We start from the raw sequence: 18217 nt of genomic DNA, 5'->3' as shown, positions 1-18217 counted from the left end.
CCGCGTGGTCACGCCCCAGGAACCCGGCCCCGCCAGGCCTCCGCCTGCGGGGCTCACACCCGGAGGCAAGCTTGCCTCGGGGCGGCCGCATTCAGGGAGACCCCATGAGCCTCTTTCTTCAGCCTGCGCCCTGGCTCCGGTGGCGCAGCCCAGCCCTCCTCTGGCTCGCCATGGCAGCAGCCGCATGCATGGCCGCCAGCACCGCCCATGCAGCGCCGGGTGAGAGACCCGGTGCGGCGCAGTTGCAGCATGCGCAGCAGGCCCTGCAGGGCCTGTCCATGCCCTTCGAAGCCAACAGCGGCCAGTTCGACCCGGCCGTGGCCTTCATGGGCCGCACCTTCGCGGGCGCCGTCCATGTCACGCACCAGGGGCAGATCGTGTACGGCCTGCCCGGGCCCGACACGGGACGGCTGGCGGAATGGGCAAGAAGCAACGCGGCCGGCGATGTGCCCAAGAGCGCCCCCATCCTGCGGCCCGGCTGGAGTCTCACGGAAACCCTGGTCGGCGCGCTGTCGCTGTCGCCCACCGGCGGCGAGGCCGCCGCCACCCAGATCACCCGCTTCAGCGGCCACCACAGCTACCAGCCGGCGACCTACCGCAACCTGCACCTGGGCCAGGCCTGGCCCGGCGTGCAGGTGGAACTGGCCGTGCGCGGCACCAATGTGGAAAAGCTCTTCCACGTGGCGCCGCAGGCCGACCCCGGGCAGATCCAGGTCCGCGTGGACGGCGCGCTGTCCCTGCGCCTGGGCGAAGATGGCGAACTGGTGGCCGCCACAGGCCATGGCGACGTGGCCTATACAGCTCCCGTGGCGTTCCAGGAGGTTGCGGGGCGGCGCGTGGAGGTGCCCGTGCGATATGCGCTCAACAGCCAGGGCGATGGCTACGGGTTCGCACTGGGAGCGTATGACCGGGCGCTGCCGCTGGTGATCGATCCGCTGCTGCAGAGCATCTATCTGGGTAGCCTCGAGACCTCCTGGATAGAGGCCATAGCCACAGCCGCCCCTTCAGGCGACGTGCTGCTGGCTGGCACGACCCTGTCCACCCGCTTCCCCGGCACTGCGGGTGGGGCGCAGCCGGCGCCCCCAGAGGGCATGCCTGCATTGCACGGCTTCGTCGCCCGGCTGTCCAGTGATCTGAGCCAGCTGATACAGAGCACGTACCTGAGCGGGTCGCGGGGTAGCCAGGCTCACGCACTGGCCGTCACAGCGTCGGGTGACGTGGTCGTGACCGGCGAGACACTGGCCAACGATTTTCCCGGCACGGCCGGGGGAGCACATCCCATGCCCCGCAACTTTCCTGCGGGCTTCGTCGCCCGGCTTTCCGGCGACCTGCGCACCCTGGAGCAGAGCACCTATCTGACCGGAGACGGCTGGGTGACCGCCAACGCCCTGGCCCTTCCTGCCTCGGGGGAGGTCGTGGTGGCCGGGGCCACAATTGCCACGGACCTGCCCCGCACAGCCAACGGAGCCCAGCCCGCCCTCAGCGCCGACAATGACGGCTTCGTCATGCGCCTGTCCTCCGACCTGCGCACCGTGGTGCAAAGCACCTATCTGGGCGGTACGAGACTGGACCGTATCACCAGCATCGCCATCGGACCTTCAGGGGAGATACTCGCCCGCGGGCAGACCCGATCCGCCGATCTGCCTGCCAGGGCGCACGCAGCCCAGCCAGAGATCGGCGGCGATGCCGACGGCTTCATCGCATTGCTTTCAGATGATCTGCACACCCTGGTGCGCAGCTCCTACCTGGGGGGCAACGGCTGGGAGACACTCTCGGCATTGGCCTTCCACCCCTCGGGAGAGATCGTGGCAGCCGGGCAAACATCGTCCTCTGCCTTTCCTGGCACGAACGGTGGTGCGCAGCCTGCAAGCAATGGTGACTACTCCGGCTACATCACAAGGCTGTCCGCCGATCTGCGCACCCTGTTGCAGAGCACCTATCTGGGCGGCGCAAACCCAGACTGGATCGCTGCCCTGGCCATCGCTCCTTCGGGCGAGATCCTGGTGGCCGGCAACACCTCATCCGACAATTTTCCCGGCATGGCGGGCGCCATCGAGCCTGACTACGGTGACGGATTGCAGACCGGCTACGTGGCACGCCTGTCGGGCGATCTGCGCACCTGGGAGCAAAGCACCTACCTGGGCGCAAGGGGCCTGGATGGTGTCACCGCGCTGCACATCACTGCTTCTGGCGAGCTTCTGGCCGGCGGCTACTCCGGAGCACAGCTCACGAACCTCAATGCCTTTGTCTCACTCCTGACCGTGGACCTGCGCGCCCTCTCCCCCCAGACCATCACCTTTGGGCCACAGGCCAGCCAGGTCCTCGGCAGCCCTGGCTCCACCTTCACCATAGACCCTCCCGCCACGGCCAGCTCCGGCCTGCCGGTGGACTACAGCAGCCCCACCCCGGCCGTCTGCACCGTCTCGGGCACCACGGTCACGATGATCGATGGCGGCATCTGCACGCTGGTGGCCCGCCAGGCGGGCAATGCCCACTGGCTGCCCGCCGACGCAAGCGCCGATGTCCGCATCCGCAGAACCCAGGCGATCCACTTCCCGGCCCAGGCCAGCCGGACCTTCGAGGCGGGGACGGCCTTTGCCATCGACCCGCCCGCCACGGCCAGCTCCGGCCTGCCGGTGGATCATGCCAGCACGACGCCAGGCATCTGCACGGTCTCGGGCAACAGGGTCACGATGGCAGGCGAAGGCATCTGCACGGTGACCGCCAGCCAGCCCGGCGATGCACGGTGGATGCCGGCCACCGAGGTGGCGCAGGACATCGCGCTGACTGCGGTGGTGCCGCCTACCTTGCCGCCCCCCGTAGATCCTCCTGTGGATCCTCCTGTGGATCCACCTGTGACTCCACCCGTGCCACCGCCCGCTCCGGCGCCCATTCCCGCACTCGGCGCCTGGCAGCTGGCACTGCTGGGTGCCATGGCGGCAGGCTGCGGAGCGCACGCACTGCGGCGGCGTGGCGCCCTCAGCGCAGCGCAAACCCCAGCGCCACGCCCGCGAACAGGCTGGCACCGATCCAGTGGCTCTTGCTGAACGCCACGAAGCAGCCTTCGCGCGTGCGGTGGCGGATCAGGGTGAAGTGCCAGATCACCTGGGCCGCAGCCACGGCCAGGCCCAGCCAGAAAGGCCAGGCCAGGCCGAAGGGCGCCAACGCCCAGACCGTGAGCAGGCCGCAGAGCACGAAGAAACCCATGACGGCCACCACGTCGAAGCGGCCCAGGGTGATGGCCGAGGTCTTCATTCCGATCTTGAGGTCATCGTCACGGTCCACCATGGCGTATTCGGTGTCATAGGCCAGCACCAGGAACATGTTGGCCAACCACAGAATCCAGGCCGTGGCGGGCACCTGCCCCTGCACGGCGGCGAAGGCGATGACGATGCCGAAATTGAAGGCAATGCCCAGAAACGCCTGGGGCATGGCGAAGAAGCGCTTGGTGAACGGGTAGAGGATGGTGAACAGCACGGCGGGCACGGACCAGGCCACGGCCTCCCAGCGGGTGGTCAGCACCAGGCCCAGCGAAACCAGGGCCAGGGCCGCGCCCAGCAGCGCGGCCTCCTTCACCGAGACCAGTCCCGAGGTGATGGGGCGCTGCGTGGTGCGCTTGACGTGGCGGTCGAAGTCGCGGTCGGCGATGTCGTTGATGCAGCAGCCGGCGCTGCGCATCAGCACCGTGCCCAGCACGAAGACCACCAGCAGATGCCAGCCCGGAAACCCGCCCGCCGCCACCCACAGTGCGGCCAGCGTGGGCCAGACCAGGACCAGCCAGCCGGCCGGCCGGTTGAAGCGGACCAGGTCCAGGTAGAGCGACAGTTTGCTGCGCCGGGGCGCAGGCATGGGCGTAGAGGAGGAGGTAGGCATGGCTTCTGGGCGCCGATGGCGGCCGTGGGCCGACCATCGCACGCATCACATTCGAAAATGCCCGCATTGTCGCCGCTGGGCGGGCGGGCTCGGCGGCGCGCCTCAGCAGCGCCTGCCGGCAACGCGGGTTTGCGCCCACTCCACGGCACAGATCACCAGCGCCATCCAGGCCAGGCCCAGCAGCCAGCCAGCCAGCACATCGCTGGCATAGTGCACGCGCAGCACGACGCGGCTGGCGCCTACGCCCAGGGCAACGGCCAGGGCCGCCAGGCCCACGCACCAGCGCCAGGCAGGCCGCAGGTACGGCAGCAGCAGCCAGGCCAGCATCAGATAGAGCACGAAGGTGCCGGCGCTGTGGCCGCTGGGGAAGCTGAAGCCGCCCTCGGGCACCCAGCCGCCCACGGGGCGCGGGCGGCCCACGCTGGTCTTGATGGCGCGTATCCACAGGCCGACTCCCGCCGTGGCCACCACCCAGGCGGCCGCATGCAGCCAGTCGCGGCGCCACAGCAGCAGCGCCAGCACGGCAACAGACAGCGACACCATCCAGCCCACATGGCCCAGCTGGGTGAAGGCGACCACGGGGCGCACCCAGGCATCGGTGGCATGGCCAGCAAGCCACTGGTGCAGGGCATCGTCCAGCACCGGCCAGTCGGTGCAGGAGGCGCAGCCTGCGGGCTGGCCCAGGCCCAGCATGTCGCGCACCATCACGCCCAGGGCCAGCGCGGCCAGCAGGCCCGCCGCAACCAGTCCCTGCCATGCGGCGCGTGGCATGGGCAGGCCTGCATGGCGCAGCCGCGCGGCGGCGGGCAGGCGCAGGTAGAAAAAAAGGCCGCCCAAGGCGGCCAGTACCAGGCACAGGCCGCTCGTGGCGGCGTGTGCGTCAATCCAGGTCCGGAGCATGCGCGGTCATCACTCCCGGGCCGTGGCAGGTGCTTGGGACATGTGCAGCATCACTCTTCAAGCAGGGCACGCAGCATCCAGGCGGTCTGCTCATGCACGGTCAGGCGCTGGGTCAGCAGGTCGGCCGTGGGCTCGTCGCTGGCTTTGTCGGCCAGCGGGAAGAGGCTGCGCGCCGTGCGTGCCACGGCTTCATGGCCTGCCACCAGGATGCGCACCATCTCCAGGGCCTTGGGCGGATCGTGGGGCACGTCGGCCAGGCTGGTGAGCTTGCCGAAGTCGGCATAGGAGCCCGGTGCGAAATGGCCCAGGGCGCGGATGCGCTCGGCGATGGGATCAACGGCGTTCCACAGTTCCGTGTACTGCCCCATGAACATGGTGTGCAGTGTGTTGAACATCGGGCCCGTGACGTTCCAGTGGAAGTTGTGCGTTGTCAGATAGAGCGTGTAGGTGTCGGCCAGCAGGGCCGACAGGCCCTTGGAGATGGCGGCACGGTCCTTGTCGCTGATGCCGATGTGGATGGCGCTGGAGCGCACGGACACCGGTGCGACATCGGCCGTCGCTGCCTGCACGGTCTTGGCGGCCTGCACGGCCTCTGGCTTCTTTGCACCGGACTTGTCTTTGCTGGCATTTTTGGCCATGGGATCCCTTTCAACTTCGTACGGATGGAATATGCCCCGGGCAGACCGCCCGGAGACCGAAAGCAACGATAACGCAAGCGCGGTGGCCCTGGAGGCACGGCCCGCGCAGCGGTGCAGTCATCAGGACAGGCGTTTGACGCCGGGCAAGGCGCAGGCGTAGACCGCGTTGCGCAGGGCGGCGATGGCCTCGTAGCGCGTGAAGCTGCGGCGCCAGGCCAGGACCACGCGGCGCGTGGGCGGGGCCGAGCCGTCGTCCTCGAGGATGGGCAGGTAGCGGATGTGCGGCTCGTCGGTCTTGCGGCGGCGCGCCGTGGTCTCCAGCGCATCGGCGGGCACGGACAGGCGCGGCACCAGGGTCACGCCCATGCCGGCGGCCACCATGTGCTTGATGGTCTCCAGCGACGAACCTTCGAAGGTGCGGCGAATGCCTTCGGCGTTGCTGGCATAGCGTGCGAACTCGGGGCAGACCTGGAGCACATGGTCGCGGAAGCAGTGGCCCGAGCCCAGCAGCAGCATGGTCTCGTTCTTGAGATCGCTGGTGGAGACATGGTCCTTCTGGGCCAGCGCATGGGTGCTGGGCACGGCAGCCATGAAGGGCTCGTCATACAGCGGCGCCAGCGCCAGGCCGGTGTCGGGGAAGGGCTCGGCGACGATGGCGCAGTCGATCTCGCCCGTGCGCAGCATCTCCAGCAGCTTGATGGTGTAGTTCTCCTGCAGCATCAGCGGCATCTGTGGCGTGCGCAGAATGGAGTTGCGCACCAGATCGGGCAGCAGGTAGGGGCCGATGGTGTAGATCACGCCCAGCGTGAGCACGCCCGACAGCGGGTCCTTGCCGCGCTTGGCGATTTCCTTGATCTCGGCGGCCTGCTCCAGCACGCTTTGCGCCTGCCGGATGATCTCCTCTCCCAGCGACGTGACCGACACTTCGCCGGCGCTGCGCTCGAAGAGCTTGACATCGAGCTCCTCCTCCAGCTTTTTGATCGCCACGGACAACGTGGGCTGGGACACATAACAGGCTTCGGCGGCGCGGCCAAAATGCTTTTCACGTGCCACGGCCACGATGTATTTGAGTTCGGTAAGTGTCATTGGCGAGCTGTGTCTGGGAGGGAACCTCGGGAAATACGATGGTCTTAGACCTGGAGCCTGGGCCGAAACCTTTGTGCAACCAGGCCTTGCGGCCCGGTTGCCGGGGTGCTCCCCTCAAAAGTTCCTGTGCAGACTCTAGGATTTGTCCTATTTCGATTGTGCCAGTCCTCGTCCACGCATGACCACTGCGCGCTCCCCGACCTGCCGGCTTTTTGCATTTATCCACCTAGTGCAGCGGCCGGCGCATCCGGTCGCGCTGTTGCATGAGCTGGTCCATGCCTATCAATGCTGCCAGGCCTATGGCCACGATCACGGTAAAGACGGGAAGGTCCAAAGCGCTGATCACGGCAAAACCTTGCGGCCGAGCATACCGCTGTGTCTCGGAAATGCATACAAAGTCTGCTGCGGCCATGCCCGTGTAATGCATGGAGCATACTGCCGCCCCCATCACGGCAGCCGCCAGCGCCCGCATGCCCAGCGAGCCGGTGCGAAACGACAGCCAAAGAGCGGCGCTGGCCGCCACCACGGCAATGGCCACGGACAGCACCACGGTGGGAACGGACCAGACGATGAAGCCCGGAAAGCGCATGCCGTACATGCCCAGGTAATGCATGAAGGCCACGCCCAGGCCCAGCAGGGTGCCGGCGCCCAGCACGCGCAACCCGCTTTCGGGCCGCCGCGCGACAAAGGCCAGCGCCACCGAGGTCGCAGCGACGGCAGCCACCAGGGACACCAGGGTTTCGACCATGGAGTAGCCCGAGCCCATGCCCAGGTTCAGCGCCAGCATGCCCGTGAAATGCATGGACCACACGCCTATGCCGCCCAGCGCCGTGCCGGCCGCCAGCAGATTCAGCCAGCTGATTCCCGTGCGCCCGCGGATGCGCTGTGCCGCCGTGAGGGCCACGAAGGAGCCCAGCACGGCAATGCCATAGGACAGGGAAACCAGGCCCATGCGCCAGGAGGTCTCGACGAGTTCATTCGCTTGAACGGCTTCATTCATGTGGACGGCTCCTCATTCTCAGAAAGATGGGACAACACAAGAGTGATCACGGCCGTCCTCCCCGTGGGGAAGCGTGGGGGAGGAGTGGCAGGCCATCCCCTCCCGGATGGACCTACCCTGTTTTTTGCGACTCAATGTACCAAAATGTCACAAATACTCAATGCCGTCGCCGCGCGCAGCTGTCACCGCCAGGACCGCATGAAGCGCTCCCTACCGACAGCTACAACGCACACGCAAACCTTGCCTGGCGCGGGCTGCAGGCCTGCGGAGCAGGCCGCCACCAGGCAGCGCCCGTGCGCGTAAAAATACGTAACAGGAACATCCCACAAGCAGGGGCCGGCCCATCAGGCCTTGAGGAATTCGGCCTTGCCGCCCAACCAGCGGTCCACATGCCTCTGGGCCAGTTGCGGGTGCTGCTCCAGCATGCGAGGCGCCAGCTCGCGGGCCCAGTCGAGCAGCATCAGGTCCTGCTCCAGATCGGCAAAGCGCAGCATGGGAGCGCCTGATTGGCGCGCACCCAGGAATTCGCCCGGACCGCGAATCTCCAGGTCGCGCCGCGCGATCTCGAAGCCGTCGTTGGTTTCGGCCATGGCACGCAGCCGGTCCTTGGCCGTCTCGCCCAGGCGGCCGCTGTCTCCCACCGAATACAGCAGCACGCAGGCCGAAGCTGCAGCGCCCCGTCCCACGCGCCCGCGCAGCTGGTGCAGCTGCGACAGGCCAAAGCGCTCCGCATGCTCGATCACCATGAGCGAGGCATTGGGCACATCGACGCCAACTTCGATCACGGTGGTGGAGACCAGCACGCCCATGACGCCGGCCGAGAACAGCTCCATCACCGCCTTCTTCTCGGCCGTGGGCATGCGCGAATGCAGCAGGCCGACCATGACATCGGGCAGCATCTCGCTGAGGTAGGCGTGGGTGGCCGTGGCGTTGGACAGGTCCAGCGCCTCGCTTTCCTCGATCAGCGGACACACCCAGTAGACCTGGCGCCCCTGGGCGACCTGGGCGCCGATGCGTTCGATGACTTCATCCTTGCGGCTGTCGGCAATGAGCTTGGTGACGATGGGCGTACGCCCAGGCGGCAGCTCGTCGATGGTGGAGACATCCAGGTCGGCGTAGTAGCTCATGGCCAGGGTGCGCGGGATCGGGGTGGCGCTCATCATCAGCAGATGGGGCTCCATGCCCGAGGCTGCGAGTTTCTGGCGCAGCGCCAGCCGCTGGGCCACGCCGAAGCGGTGCTGCTCGTCGATGACGGCCAGCGCCAGGTTCTTGAACTCCACCTGGTCCTGGATGACGGCATGCGTGCCCACCACCAGGGCCGCCTCGCCGCTGCGGACCAGCTCCAGCATGGCGGTGCGCTCCTTCTTCTTCTGCGCGCCGGCCAGCCAGGCCACGCGCTTGCCCAGCGGGGCCAGCAGCGGCTCCAGCCAGCTGACCAGCTTGCCGAAATGCTGCTCGGCCAGGATTTCGGTGGGCGCCATCAGCGCGCACTGCCAGCCGGCCTCGATGCAGGCCACGGCCGACAGCGCCGCCACCACCGTCTTGCCCGATCCCACATCGCCCTGCAGCAGCCGGTGCATGGGCATGCGGCGCTGCATGTCGGCGAGGATCTCGCCCACCACGCGCTGCTGGGCACCGGTCAGGCCAAAGGGCAACTGGTCGAGAAACTGGCGCGCCAGTCCCTGGGCGCTGTCCATGGGCAATGCGCGCAGCACGGGCGCCCTGAGCCGCGCGCGCTCGCGCTTGGCCTCGTATTGCGACAGTTGCTGGGCCAGCAGTTCCTCGGCCTTCAGGCGCTGCCAGGCCGGATGCGAATGGTCTTCCAGCGTGGCCAGGGCCACATCGGGCGTGGGATGGTGCAGGAACTGCAGCGCGTCACGCAGGCTGAACAGCGGCGGCAGCCCGCCGTTGCCGTGGAAATGGGCCACGGGCGGGTGCTCTCCTGCGGGCAGCGTATCGGAGAGGTCGGCCCGCAGCATGGCCGTGGCCGCTGCGCGGCGGATATAGGCCTGGGGCAGTCCTGCCGCCACCGGATAGACGGGCGTGAGCGCCGTGGGCAGATCCCCTCCGGCCGCGCGGAACGCGGGGTGCAGCATCTGCCGCCCCCAGAAGCCGCCCTTGACCTCGCCGCGTATGCGCAGCCGCGCGCCCACGGACAGGGTTTTCTGGTGCGAAGGGTAGAAGCTGAAGAAGGTCAGCACGCATTCGGCCGTGCCGTCGTCCACCGTGACCTTGAGCATGCGGCGAGGGCGCAGTTGCACTTCGCTGTGGGTGACCGTGGCCTCGATCTGCACCGTATCGCCTTCGCGCGCATTGCGCAGCGCGGTGATGCGGGTCTCGTCCTCATAGCGCAGCGGCAGGTGCAGCGCCAGGTCGATGTCGCGCACCAGTCCCATTTTCTGCAGCGCCTTCTGCGCGGGACTGGCGGCAGGCCTGGCGGCGGGCTGTGCAGGCGAGGCGGCCTTGTCGCCCGAAGTGGCCGAGGCCTTGCCGGCCTTCCTGGCGCCGCCCTTGCCTGCGCCAGCCTTTGCCTTGCCGGCGCGCGCGGCCTTGCCACCAGGGGCGTCGCGCCCCAGGTCGGGAAAGGCAGAGGAGACGTTCAGGGGCATGGGCTTTCCTGTTTCAGAACATGCGCGTTGTCTGGCAGCATAGTGTATGAATATACAGGTGTAGGCAACACGCCACGTTCATGCCGGCCGGCCCTGCCCAAAGCACCCTTGACGCCCCGGGTCTCTGGGGAAGCCGCTACCATGCAGGCTGACGTTACGTAGTGTTACCCCGCCACCGAATGCCATGTTGAAGCGTATCAATGTCCAGCATGTCACTCTGGGCATGTTCCTGCACGAGTTCTGCGGCTCCTGGATGGAGCATCCCTTTTGGCGAACCCGTTTCCTGCTTCGCTCCGAGGCCGATCTCCAGCGTCTGCGCGCCACCTCCATCCAGGAGGTCTGGATCGATGTGCGCAAAGGCCTGGACGTGGGCGTGCAGGTGCCCTGCCTGCGCTTCGACCCGCAGGACGAGCTTCGCCACCAGATCCCCGACAACGCCCGCCCTGCGTCCGAGCAGAGCACGGCCCCCATCTCCACCGCCACCGAGCTGCGCCGCGCGGCCCAGACCTGCGCCCAGGCCAGGCAATTGCTGAGCCGCCTGTTCAGCGATGCGCGGCTGGGCCGGCCCGTGGACGCCTCTGCCGCCGGACAGCTGGTGGACGATGTGACGGCCTCCGTGGCACGCAATCCCCATGCGCTGATCGGCCTGGCCCGCCTGAAGACCGCCGACGACTACACCTACATGCACAGTCTGGCCGTGTGCGCGCTGATGGTGGCCCTGGCCAAGCGCATGGGCCTGGACGACCACAGCCTGCGCAAGGCCGGCATGGCCGGCCTCATGCACGATCTGGGCAAGACCGCCATTCCGGTGACCGTGCTCAACAAGCCCGGCCCGCTGGACGACGCCGAATGGGCGCTGATGCGCGCCCATCCACGCCACGGCGAGCAGCTGCTGCGCCCGCTGGGCCTGGACGACGAGGTCATCGATGCCTGCCTGCACCACCATGAAAAGGTGGACGGCAGCGGCTACCCCGACGGGCTGCAGCATGGCGACATCGGCCTGCTGGCGCGCATGACGGCGATCTGCGACGTCTACGATGCCATCACCTCGGACCGGCCCTACAAGAAGGGCTGGCCGCCTTCGGAGGCGCTGCGTCGCATGGCCGAGTGGAGTCCGCGCCATTTCGACAAGCGGCTGTTCGAGCAGTTCGTGCAGACCGTGGGCATCTACCCGCTGGGCTCGCTGGTGCGCCTGCATTCGCAGCGTCTGGCGGTGGTGGTCGATGCCTCGCCGGCCAGCCTGCTGGCGCCGCGCGTCAAGGTCTTCTATTCGCTGCGCCAGTCCTGCCGCATCACGCCGGAGATCGAGGACCTGTCCGAAAGCCAGGGCAACGACCGCATCATCGCGCGCGAAGACCCTGCGGACTGGGACTTCCCCGATCTGGAATCGCTGTGGCTGGAGTTCGAGCGCCAGCCCCAGGCCGCCATGGCCAGGTGATCACCGGCAATTCCGGGGATGACCCCAGGGTTTGCGACAATTGCCAGCTTCCGTTCAACGAACTTGGAACGGGCCATGTCCGGCCCTCAAGCACTGCATGTCCTCCCTGTCCCGTGTGTTCTCGCTCAGCGATTTCGACTTCGAGCTTCCCGAGAAGCTGATTGCCCAGCATCCTGCCGCCCAGCGCAGTGCCTCGCGCCTGCTCGACGGCCGCGACGATGCCAACCCGCCCGCCGACCGCATCTTCCACGAGCTGCCCGATCTGCTGCAGCCCGGCGACCTGCTGGTGTTCAACGACACGCGCGTGATCAAGGCGCGCATCTTCGGTGAGAAGGCCAGCGGCGGCCGGCTGGAGCTGCTGGTCGAGCGCGTGCTCGAAGGCAACGACGTCGTGGCCCACATGCGCGTCAGCAAGAAGCCCCTGCCCGGCTCGCGCATCCACCTGTGCGGCGGCAAGAACGGTGGCGGCTTCGACGCCGTGCTGCGTGGCCGCTGGCCCGACGAGAACGGCCCGCTGTTCCACCTGAGCTTTGAAGGCCCGCGCGGCGAGACGCCCCATGAGCTGATGGAGCGCTTCGGCCATCTGCCGCTGCCGCCCTACATCGAGCGCCACCAGGAAACCGGCAACGACCCCGATGCCGCCGAAGACAGCGAGCGCTACCAGACCGTCTTCGCGGCCCGCCCCGGCGCCGTGGCCGCACCCACGGCCGCCCTGCACTTCGACGACGCCGTGCTGGCCCGCCTGGCCGAGCGCGGCATCGAACGCGCCAGCGTCACGCTGCACGTGGGCGCCGGCACCTTCCAGCCCGTGAAGACCGAGAACCTGGCCGACCACCAGATGCACAGCGAGTGGTACGAAATCCCGCTGGCCACCCTGGCCGCGCTGGAACGCTGCCGCCAGCGCGGCGGCCGCATCATCGCCGTGGGCACGACCACGGTGCGCACGCTGGAGTCCTGGGCCCAGACGGGCAACTTCTCAGGCGATACGCGCATCTTCATCACACCGGGCTTCGAGTACCAGGTGGTCGATCTGCTGATCACCAACTTCCACCTGCCCAAGAGCACGCTGATGATGCTGGTCAGCGCCTTCGCCGGCTACGAGCAGGTGATGGCGCTGTACCGCCATGCGATCGCGCAGGAGTACCGCTTCTTCAGCTATGGCGACTCCATGCTGTTGAAGAAGAAAAGCACCCCCTGAGCGGCCGGCTTAGGCCCTTGCTTGGTGTCCCTCGCCTCAGGCCGCGCCAGGTTCAAGCGCCAAGCCCGAAACACCGCATGTTCAGCCAAAGTAATGGCAGAGCCTGCGGCCCTTGACCTCGTGCACGCTGACGGGGATGCCGTAGAGGGTGCTGAGGACCTCGTCCTGCACGACCTCGGCCGGCGTGCCCGCCACGGCCAGGCGGCCGTCCTTGAGCGCGATGATGTGGTCGGCGTAGCAGGAGGCGAAGTTGATGTCGTGCAGCACCATGACCACGGTCTTGCCGCGTTCGGTGACGGCGCGGCGCAGCAGGCCCATCATGCTGACGGCATGGGCCATGTCCAGGTTGTTCAGCGGCTCGTCCAGCAGGATGAAAGGCGTGTCCTGGCACAGCACCATGGCGATGTAGGCGCGCTGGCGCTGGCCGCCTGACAACTCGTCGAGAAAGCGCTCGGCCAGCGGCGTGAGCTGCAGGTACTCCAGCGCCTCGTCCACATGGCGCACATCCTCGGGGCCCAGCCGGCCCTTGCTGTGCGGAAAGCGGCCGAAGCCCACCAGGTCGCGCACCGTCAGGCGCAGCGTGCTCTGGTTGTCCTGGCGCAGGATGGCCATGATGCGCGCCAGCGCCTCGGTGGGCGTGGTGGCCACGTCGCGGCCAGCCACCAGCACCTGGCCTTCCGTGATCGGCATGAGGCGGCTGACCAGGGACAGCAGCGTGGATTTGCCGGCCCCGTTGGGGCCGATGATGGCCGTCAGCGCCCGCTCGGGCACGTTGAAGTTGAGCTCCTGCAGCACGGTCGTGCCGCCATGGCGCTTGAGCAGATCACGCACCTCGATCATTGGGTCCCCTTGCGCATGAGCAGCACGATGAAGACGATTCCACCCAGGAACTCCACCACGATGCTCAGCACGGTATTGAATTGAAAAAGCTGCTCCAGCAGCACCTGGCCGCCCATGAGCAGCACGCAGCCCCAGAGCACGGCCGCAGGCAGCACCCAGGCATGGCGGCGCGTGCCCATGGCGTGATACGCCATGTTGCTGACCAGCAGACCGAAGAAGATGACAGGCCCGACCAGGGCCGTGGACACGGCCACCATGCAGGCCACCACGGCCAGCAGCCGCAGCACGCGGCCATCGTAGTCCAGGCCCAGGCCGATGGCGGCATCGCGCCCCAGCGAGATCACGTCCAGCACGTGGCGCTGGCGCCAGATCCAGGCGCTGCCCAGCGCGATCAGCAGCAGCGACGGCACCAGCAGCTGCAGGTTCACCGCGTTGAAATTGGCGAACATGCGGTCCTGCAGCGCCGTGAACTCATTGGGATCGAGCACGCGCATGGCCAGCCCGGCCAGGCTGCGAAAGAAGATGCCGCCCACCATGCCCACCAGCAGCATCAGGTGCAGGCTGCTGGCATGGCCTACGAACAGCCAGCGCATCAGCAGCACGCTGAAGCCCACCATCAGCACGATGTTGAGCGCATAGCGCCCGACCTCGCCCATGGCGGACACGCCTGCCGCGCCCAGCATCAGCACCATGGACGCCTGCACGAACAGGTACAGCGCATCCAGCCCCATCACCGAAGGCGTGAGGATGGTGTTGTGCGACACGGTCTGGAACACCACGGTGGACAGGCCGATGGCGCAGGCCACCAGGGCCATGGTCAGTACCTTGGCGCCCCGGTGCTCCAGCACGAAGGCCCAGTCGGTCCTGACGCCCACGGTCATGAAGGCCAGCAGGCACAGCAGCGCCAGCCCTCCCAGCAGCGCCAGGCGTCGGCCCCGGCCCCAACTGCGCGCAGCCGGATCGGCGCAAGCAACGGATTGGGGCAGGCTGCTCATGCACGGCCCTTGCGGCGGCGCAGGATGAGCGCCAGGAACAGGGCACTGCCCAGCACGCCCAGCACGGTGCCCACGGGGATTTCATAGGGCGCGATCAGCATGCGCCCGACCAGATCGCACAGCAGGGTCAGGCCCGCGCCGATCAGCGCCACCCACAGCACGCTGCGGCGGACGTTGTCACCCAGGACCAGGCGCACCACGTTGGGCACGATCAGTCCCACAAAGGGAAGGCTGCCGGCCGTGACCACCACGGCGGAAGTGGCCACGGCCACCACCACCAGCCCCTGCCAGACCAGGCGCCGGTAGTTCAGGCCCAGATTGGTGGCAAAGCTCTCGCCCAGGCCGGCGACGGTGAAGCGGTCGGCCGCCAGGCAGGCCAGGGCGGTGACACCCAGCGACAACCACAGCAACTCGTAGCGGCCCTGAACCACCAGCGAGAAATCGCCGTTGGACCAGGACTTGAGCGCCTGCATCATGTCGAACTGCAGCGCCAGAAAGCTGGCGGCTGCCTCCAGCACGCCGGCCAGCACCAGGCCGACCAGGGGCACCATCCACGACGAGCGCAGCCGGATGCGCGAGAGCACGGCCAGGAACAGCGCCGTGCCCAGCAGTGCCGCCACGGCCGAAATTCCCATCTTGGCCATCACCGGCCAGTGCGGCACCCAGAGGAACGCAGCCAGCATGCCCAGGCTGGCCGACTCCACCGTGCCCACGGTGGAAGGCTCCACGAAGTGGTTGCGTGCCAGCATCTGCATGAGCAGTCCGCAGACCGCCATGGACGCGCCGGCCAGCAACAGGGCCAGGGTGCGCGGCACGCGGCTGTAGACCAGCACCTGGCTGGCCAGGTCGTCCTCGCTGCGCGACCACAGCACGCTCCAGTGCATGTCGCCCGCGCCCACCATCAGGCTGGCCAGCGACAGCGCCAGCAGCAGGCCCAGCGCGAAAAGCCAGGCAAGGGCCTGGCGAGAGGGGCGTGACATGGGCACGGCGTGCGCGGTGGCGACAGGCGGGCTCAACGCTTTGGCGTCATGTGCGGGCAAAGGCATCCGACAGTTGCTGGATATTGGCCTTCAGCGCGCCCGGCCCGGCGTTGGACAGGGTGTACCAGTTGGCTGCGTTCAGATAGACCACCTGCTTGCCGCGCCAGGCCTTGGTGGCGCGCACCAGCGGGTTGTCCAGCAGTTGCTGGGCGGTCTTGCCATCCTGGCCGATGGCCACGTCGCGGTCGATGACGAACAGCCAGTCGGGATTGGTCTTGAGCAGGAACTCGAAGGAGACCACCTGCCCATGGCGCGCCACCGTCAGGTTGTCGATGGCCGGCTTCACGCCGAACACATCGTGCAGCATGCCGAAGCGCGAGCCCGGACCGTAGGCGCTGAGCTTGCCGCCCGAGGTCAGCAGCACCAGCCCCTTGCCCGCGTTCTGCGCCTTGCCATGCAGCGCGGCGATGGCCTGCTCCACGGCCCGGACCTCGGCCTCGGCCTTGTCCTGCAGGCCGTAGACGGCGCCCAGCGTGCGGATGTTGCGGTAGATATCGGCCATCTGGTGCTGGTCGCTGACGCTCAGGTCCAGCACGGGGGCGAAGCGCGACAGCTCCTTGTACTTGGCCTCGGAGCGGCCGCCCACGATGATGAGGTCGGGCGACAGCGCCTTGACGGCCTCGTAGTCGGGCTCGAACAGGCTGCCGATGCGTGCGTATTTCGCATCGGCATAGCGGGCCAGCAGCGGCGGCATCTTGAACTCGGGCACGCCACGCACCTCGCCGCCCAGCGCCTGCAGCGTGTCCAGCGCCGCCAGCTCGAACACCAGCACGCGCACGGGCTTGAAGGGCACCTGGACCTCGCCCTTGGCGTGCGGCACGGTCACGGTCTTGCCGACCGCTGCCGTCTGCGCATGGGCCATGGACAGTGCCAGAGGCAGCGTGACCAGCATGCCCGCGCCCTGGCCCATCGTCGCCAGGATGTGGCGCCGGGAATGATTTGCATTCAAGGTGTTCATTCTTTCAATGATTGCTGTATCGCCAGGAAGTTCAAACATTGGCCTTGGCGGCCTCAGGGAAGTGCGGGCGTGCTGTCCGGCATGCGCTCGCAGGCCGGCAGGCCCTGGGCAAAGCGCCCGGGGTTGAGCAGGGCCACCAGGCCGCAGGCCAGCGATCCCTGCCATTGCAGGTAGTCATGGCTGGTTTCATGCTCGGCCTGCGTGACCTCGTAGCCCTTGGCGCGCAGCACGTCGGCCAGGTGGCGGTTGGTTTCCAGGATGCCGTCCTGCCCGCCGCGTGCACGCTCGTAGCGGCCTGCATCCAGATAGAAACGCACGGGCTGGCGCGGCTCCTGGGCATAGCGGCGCTGCACCCAGCCCGGCACCTCGCCGGCCGGCGACCACCAGAACGATCCCGACATGCTCAGCACGTTGCCGAACCAGCGCGCATTGACCAGGCCCGCATAGGCAGAGGCCAGGCCGCCGAAGCTGGAGCCGCCGATCACCGTGCGCGCCGCAGGCTGGCCCAGGCCCTGCTCCTCCACCCAGGGCATCAGCTCCTCATCCAGAAAGCGCGCGAAGGCGGTGTTGGGCGGCAATTCCCTGCCGCGTGCCTGCGGGCTGGCGTTGTCCACCAGCACCACGGCCGTGGGCGGGATCAGGCCGTCGGCCATGAGGTTGTCGATGAGGGTGGGCGTGGACACCTGCTTTGCATAGGCATTGCCGTCGAACAGCACCAGCAGCGCCTCGGGCGCCTGGCCGCCCGCCGGGCGGTAGGTCCAGACATCGCGGCTGTTGCCCAGCACGCGGCTTCGCAGGCGATGCTGCACCAGTTGTCCTTGCGCCACGCCCGCGCGCGGCGCCGTCCAGGGCTGGGGTGGGGCCTTGGGCAGCTCCAGCACGGAGGCGCCCTGGAAGACATCGATGAAGCCGCCCTCGGGCGGCTGCGGGAAGGTCTTGGGATTGAGCGGATCGCGCTGCGCCGTGGCCAGCAGGGCGCGGCGCTGCTCCATGGCCGAGCCTTCGATCAGCGGCACATCGGGCGCCAGCCGGTAGCTGAGCCTGGCGTTGTCCGCCATGCGGAAGCTGGCCCACCAGACATCGCTGCCGGGCAGATGCTGCAGCGGATCATGGTTGCCGGCCGGGCTGCCGAACAGGCGCACGCCCTGCATGCCCGCACGCGGCTGGCCGCGCCACAGGAAGGTGACCAGGGAGTGCCCCTCGGACAGAGGCTCGACCATGGGTGTTCCTTCCTCCTGCACGCGCCGCCAGAAGGCGTCGGCAGCCACACCAGCACCCGCGCCGCGCTGGATTGCCTGCGCCAGAGCCCGCAGCCGCGGGCTTTGCAGTGCCGGAGGCTCGGAGGTGGCCGAGGCCTTGTTGCCGGCAGGCGCCAGGCTGGAGGTCAGCCGCAGCGCGAAGCGCCCCGCTTCTTGCGCCTCACCGCCGGAACCGGGGTCAGCCAGGGCCACGCGCCTGGCCACCAGCCGCTGCCGTCCGGCTCCCTCCGTGACCCACATCAGCGACTGGGCGCCGCCATCAGGCCTGGCCAGGCGACGCAGGTGCCGGCCCTCGGCATCCTCCAGGTCGAGGACCACGCCCTGCCCCTCGAATTCACCCTGGACCACATGGCCGGCGGGCAGATCGACGCGCCAGGACGCGG

14 protein-coding genes are annotated in these 18217 nt (G+C 68.1%); 3 read left to right on the top strand and 11 right to left on the bottom strand.

Going from position 1 to position 18217, the window contains the following annotated elements:
• The first annotated feature begins 188 nt into the window (after positions 1-188).
• A complete protein-coding gene (locus tag L995_RS31420) occupies positions 189-3047 on the top strand; it encodes a DUF7948 domain-containing protein (protein ID WP_052195817.1) in 2859 nt (952 codons plus the stop codon).
• On the opposite strand, the gene ubiA is transcribed toward L995_RS31420, so the two are convergent.
• From ubiA to recG, 6 genes are all read right to left on the bottom strand, one after another.
• Positions 2980-3849, bottom strand: coding sequence for a 4-hydroxybenzoate octaprenyltransferase (gene ubiA / locus L995_RS16130; protein WP_016449157.1), 870 nt, complete (start codon positions 3847-3849; stop codon positions 2980-2982). The genes L995_RS31420 and ubiA overlap by 68 nt on opposite strands.
• A 126-nt stretch (positions 3850-3975) precedes the next feature.
• Entirely contained in the window at positions 3976-4773 is a 798-nt protein-coding gene (locus L995_RS16125) for a phosphatase PAP2 family protein (protein ID WP_047472616.1), read from the bottom strand.
• A gap of 50 nt (positions 4774-4823) precedes the next feature.
• Entirely contained in the window at positions 4824-5411 is a 588-nt protein-coding gene (locus tag L995_RS16120) for a Dps family protein (protein WP_016449155.1), read from the bottom strand.
• Between the two features lie 120 nt (positions 5412-5531).
• Positions 5532-6497 carry a LysR substrate-binding domain-containing protein gene (locus L995_RS16115; RefSeq protein WP_016449154.1) on the bottom strand — a complete coding sequence of 322 codons (966 nt, stop codon included), beginning with the start codon at positions 6495-6497 and terminating at the stop codon, positions 5532-5534.
• A gap of 226 nt (positions 6498-6723) precedes the next feature.
• A complete protein-coding gene (locus L995_RS16110; protein WP_047472615.1) occupies positions 6724-7497 on the bottom strand; it encodes an MHYT domain-containing protein in 774 nt (257 codons plus the stop codon).
• A 344-nt stretch (positions 7498-7841) separates the two neighbouring features.
• Entirely contained in the window at positions 7842-10106 is a 2265-nt protein-coding gene (gene recG, locus L995_RS16105; RefSeq protein ID WP_047472614.1) for an ATP-dependent DNA helicase RecG, read from the bottom strand.
• 184 nt (positions 10107-10290) lie between these two features.
• Between recG and L995_RS16100 the strand changes: the two genes are divergently transcribed.
• Together L995_RS16100 and queA are read left to right on the top strand one after the other, a co-directional pair.
• Positions 10291-11544: an HD-GYP domain-containing protein gene (locus tag L995_RS16100; RefSeq protein WP_047472613.1), complete on the top strand. Its 1254-nt coding sequence runs from the start codon at positions 10291-10293 to the stop codon at positions 11542-11544.
• A gap of 97 nt (positions 11545-11641) precedes the next feature.
• Positions 11642-12742, top strand: coding sequence for a tRNA preQ1(34) S-adenosylmethionine ribosyltransferase-isomerase QueA (gene queA / locus L995_RS16095; protein ID WP_016449150.1), 1101 nt, complete (start codon positions 11642-11644; stop codon positions 12740-12742).
• Between the two features lie 81 nt (positions 12743-12823).
• Here queA and L995_RS16090 read toward each other — a convergent pair whose 3' ends face one another.
• The 5 genes from L995_RS16090 to fes all read right to left on the bottom strand — a co-directional run.
• Positions 12824-13582 carry an iron ABC transporter ATP-binding protein gene (locus L995_RS16090; protein WP_034363473.1) on the bottom strand — a complete coding sequence of 253 codons (759 nt, stop codon included), beginning with the start codon at positions 13580-13582 and terminating at the stop codon, positions 12824-12826.
• Positions 13579-14577 (bottom strand): iron chelate uptake ABC transporter family permease subunit, encoded by a 999-nt coding sequence (locus L995_RS16085; protein WP_047217905.1) that lies wholly within the window; start codon positions 14575-14577, stop codon positions 13579-13581. Before L995_RS16085 ends, L995_RS16090 begins: the two co-directional genes overlap by 4 nt.
• A complete protein-coding gene (locus tag L995_RS16080) occupies positions 14574-15557 on the bottom strand; it encodes an ABC transporter permease (RefSeq protein ID WP_047472617.1) in 984 nt (327 codons plus the stop codon). The genes L995_RS16085 and L995_RS16080 overlap by 4 nt, the downstream gene beginning before the upstream one ends.
• 46 nt (positions 15558-15603) lie before the next feature.
• Positions 15604-16575, bottom strand: coding sequence for a siderophore ABC transporter substrate-binding protein (locus tag L995_RS16075; RefSeq protein ID WP_349303797.1), 972 nt, complete (start codon positions 16573-16575; stop codon positions 15604-15606).
• Between the two features lie 53 nt (positions 16576-16628).
• On the bottom strand, positions 16629-18217 hold a 1589-nt coding region (fes, locus tag L995_RS16070), incomplete at its 5' end, for an enterochelin esterase (protein WP_047472612.1).

Source organism: Delftia sp. ZNC0008 (genome assembly GCF_000799035.1).
Lineage (GTDB): Bacteria > Pseudomonadota > Gammaproteobacteria > Burkholderiales > Burkholderiaceae_C > Comamonas > Comamonas tsuruhatensis.
Note: the sequence above shows the minus strand (reverse complement) of the source record. Positions and strands in the feature narration are given on the sequence as shown.

Excerpts from the sequence above, each read along its gene's own strand:
- L995_RS31420 (WP_052195817.1), top strand. The coding sequence starts at position 189 with ATGGCCGCCAGCACCGCCCATGCAGCGCCGGGTGAGAGACCCGGTGCG.
- ubiA (WP_016449157.1), bottom strand. The coding sequence starts at position 3,849 with ATGCCTGCGCCCCGGCGCAGCAAACTGTCGCTCTACCTGGACCTGGTC.
- L995_RS16125 (WP_047472616.1), bottom strand. The coding sequence starts at position 4,773 with ATGCTCCGGACCTGGATTGACGCACACGCCGCCACGAGCGGCCTGTGC.
- L995_RS16120 (WP_016449155.1), bottom strand. The coding sequence starts at position 5,411 with ATGGCCAAAAATGCCAGCAAAGACAAGTCCGGTGCAAAGAAGCCAGAG.
- L995_RS16115 (WP_016449154.1), bottom strand. The coding sequence starts at position 6,497 with ATGACACTTACCGAACTCAAATACATCGTGGCCGTGGCACGTGAAAAG.
- L995_RS16110 (WP_047472615.1), bottom strand. The coding sequence starts at position 7,497 with ATGAATGAAGCCGTTCAAGCGAATGAACTCGTCGAGACCTCCTGGCGC.
- recG (WP_047472614.1), bottom strand. The coding sequence starts at position 10,106 with ATGCCCCTGAACGTCTCCTCTGCCTTTCCCGACCTGGGGCGCGACGCC.
- L995_RS16100 (WP_047472613.1), top strand. The coding sequence starts at position 10,291 with ATGTTGAAGCGTATCAATGTCCAGCATGTCACTCTGGGCATGTTCCTG.
- queA (WP_016449150.1), top strand. The coding sequence starts at position 11,642 with ATGTCCTCCCTGTCCCGTGTGTTCTCGCTCAGCGATTTCGACTTCGAG.
- L995_RS16090 (WP_034363473.1), bottom strand. The coding sequence starts at position 13,582 with ATGATCGAGGTGCGTGATCTGCTCAAGCGCCATGGCGGCACGACCGTG.
- L995_RS16085 (WP_047217905.1), bottom strand. The coding sequence starts at position 14,577 with ATGAGCAGCCTGCCCCAATCCGTTGCTTGCGCCGATCCGGCTGCGCGC.
- L995_RS16080 (WP_047472617.1), bottom strand. The coding sequence starts at position 15,557 with ATGTCACGCCCCTCTCGCCAGGCCCTTGCCTGGCTTTTCGCGCTGGGC.
- L995_RS16075 (WP_349303797.1), bottom strand. The coding sequence starts at position 16,575 with ATGAACACCTTGAATGCAAATCATTCCCGGCGCCACATCCTGGCGACG.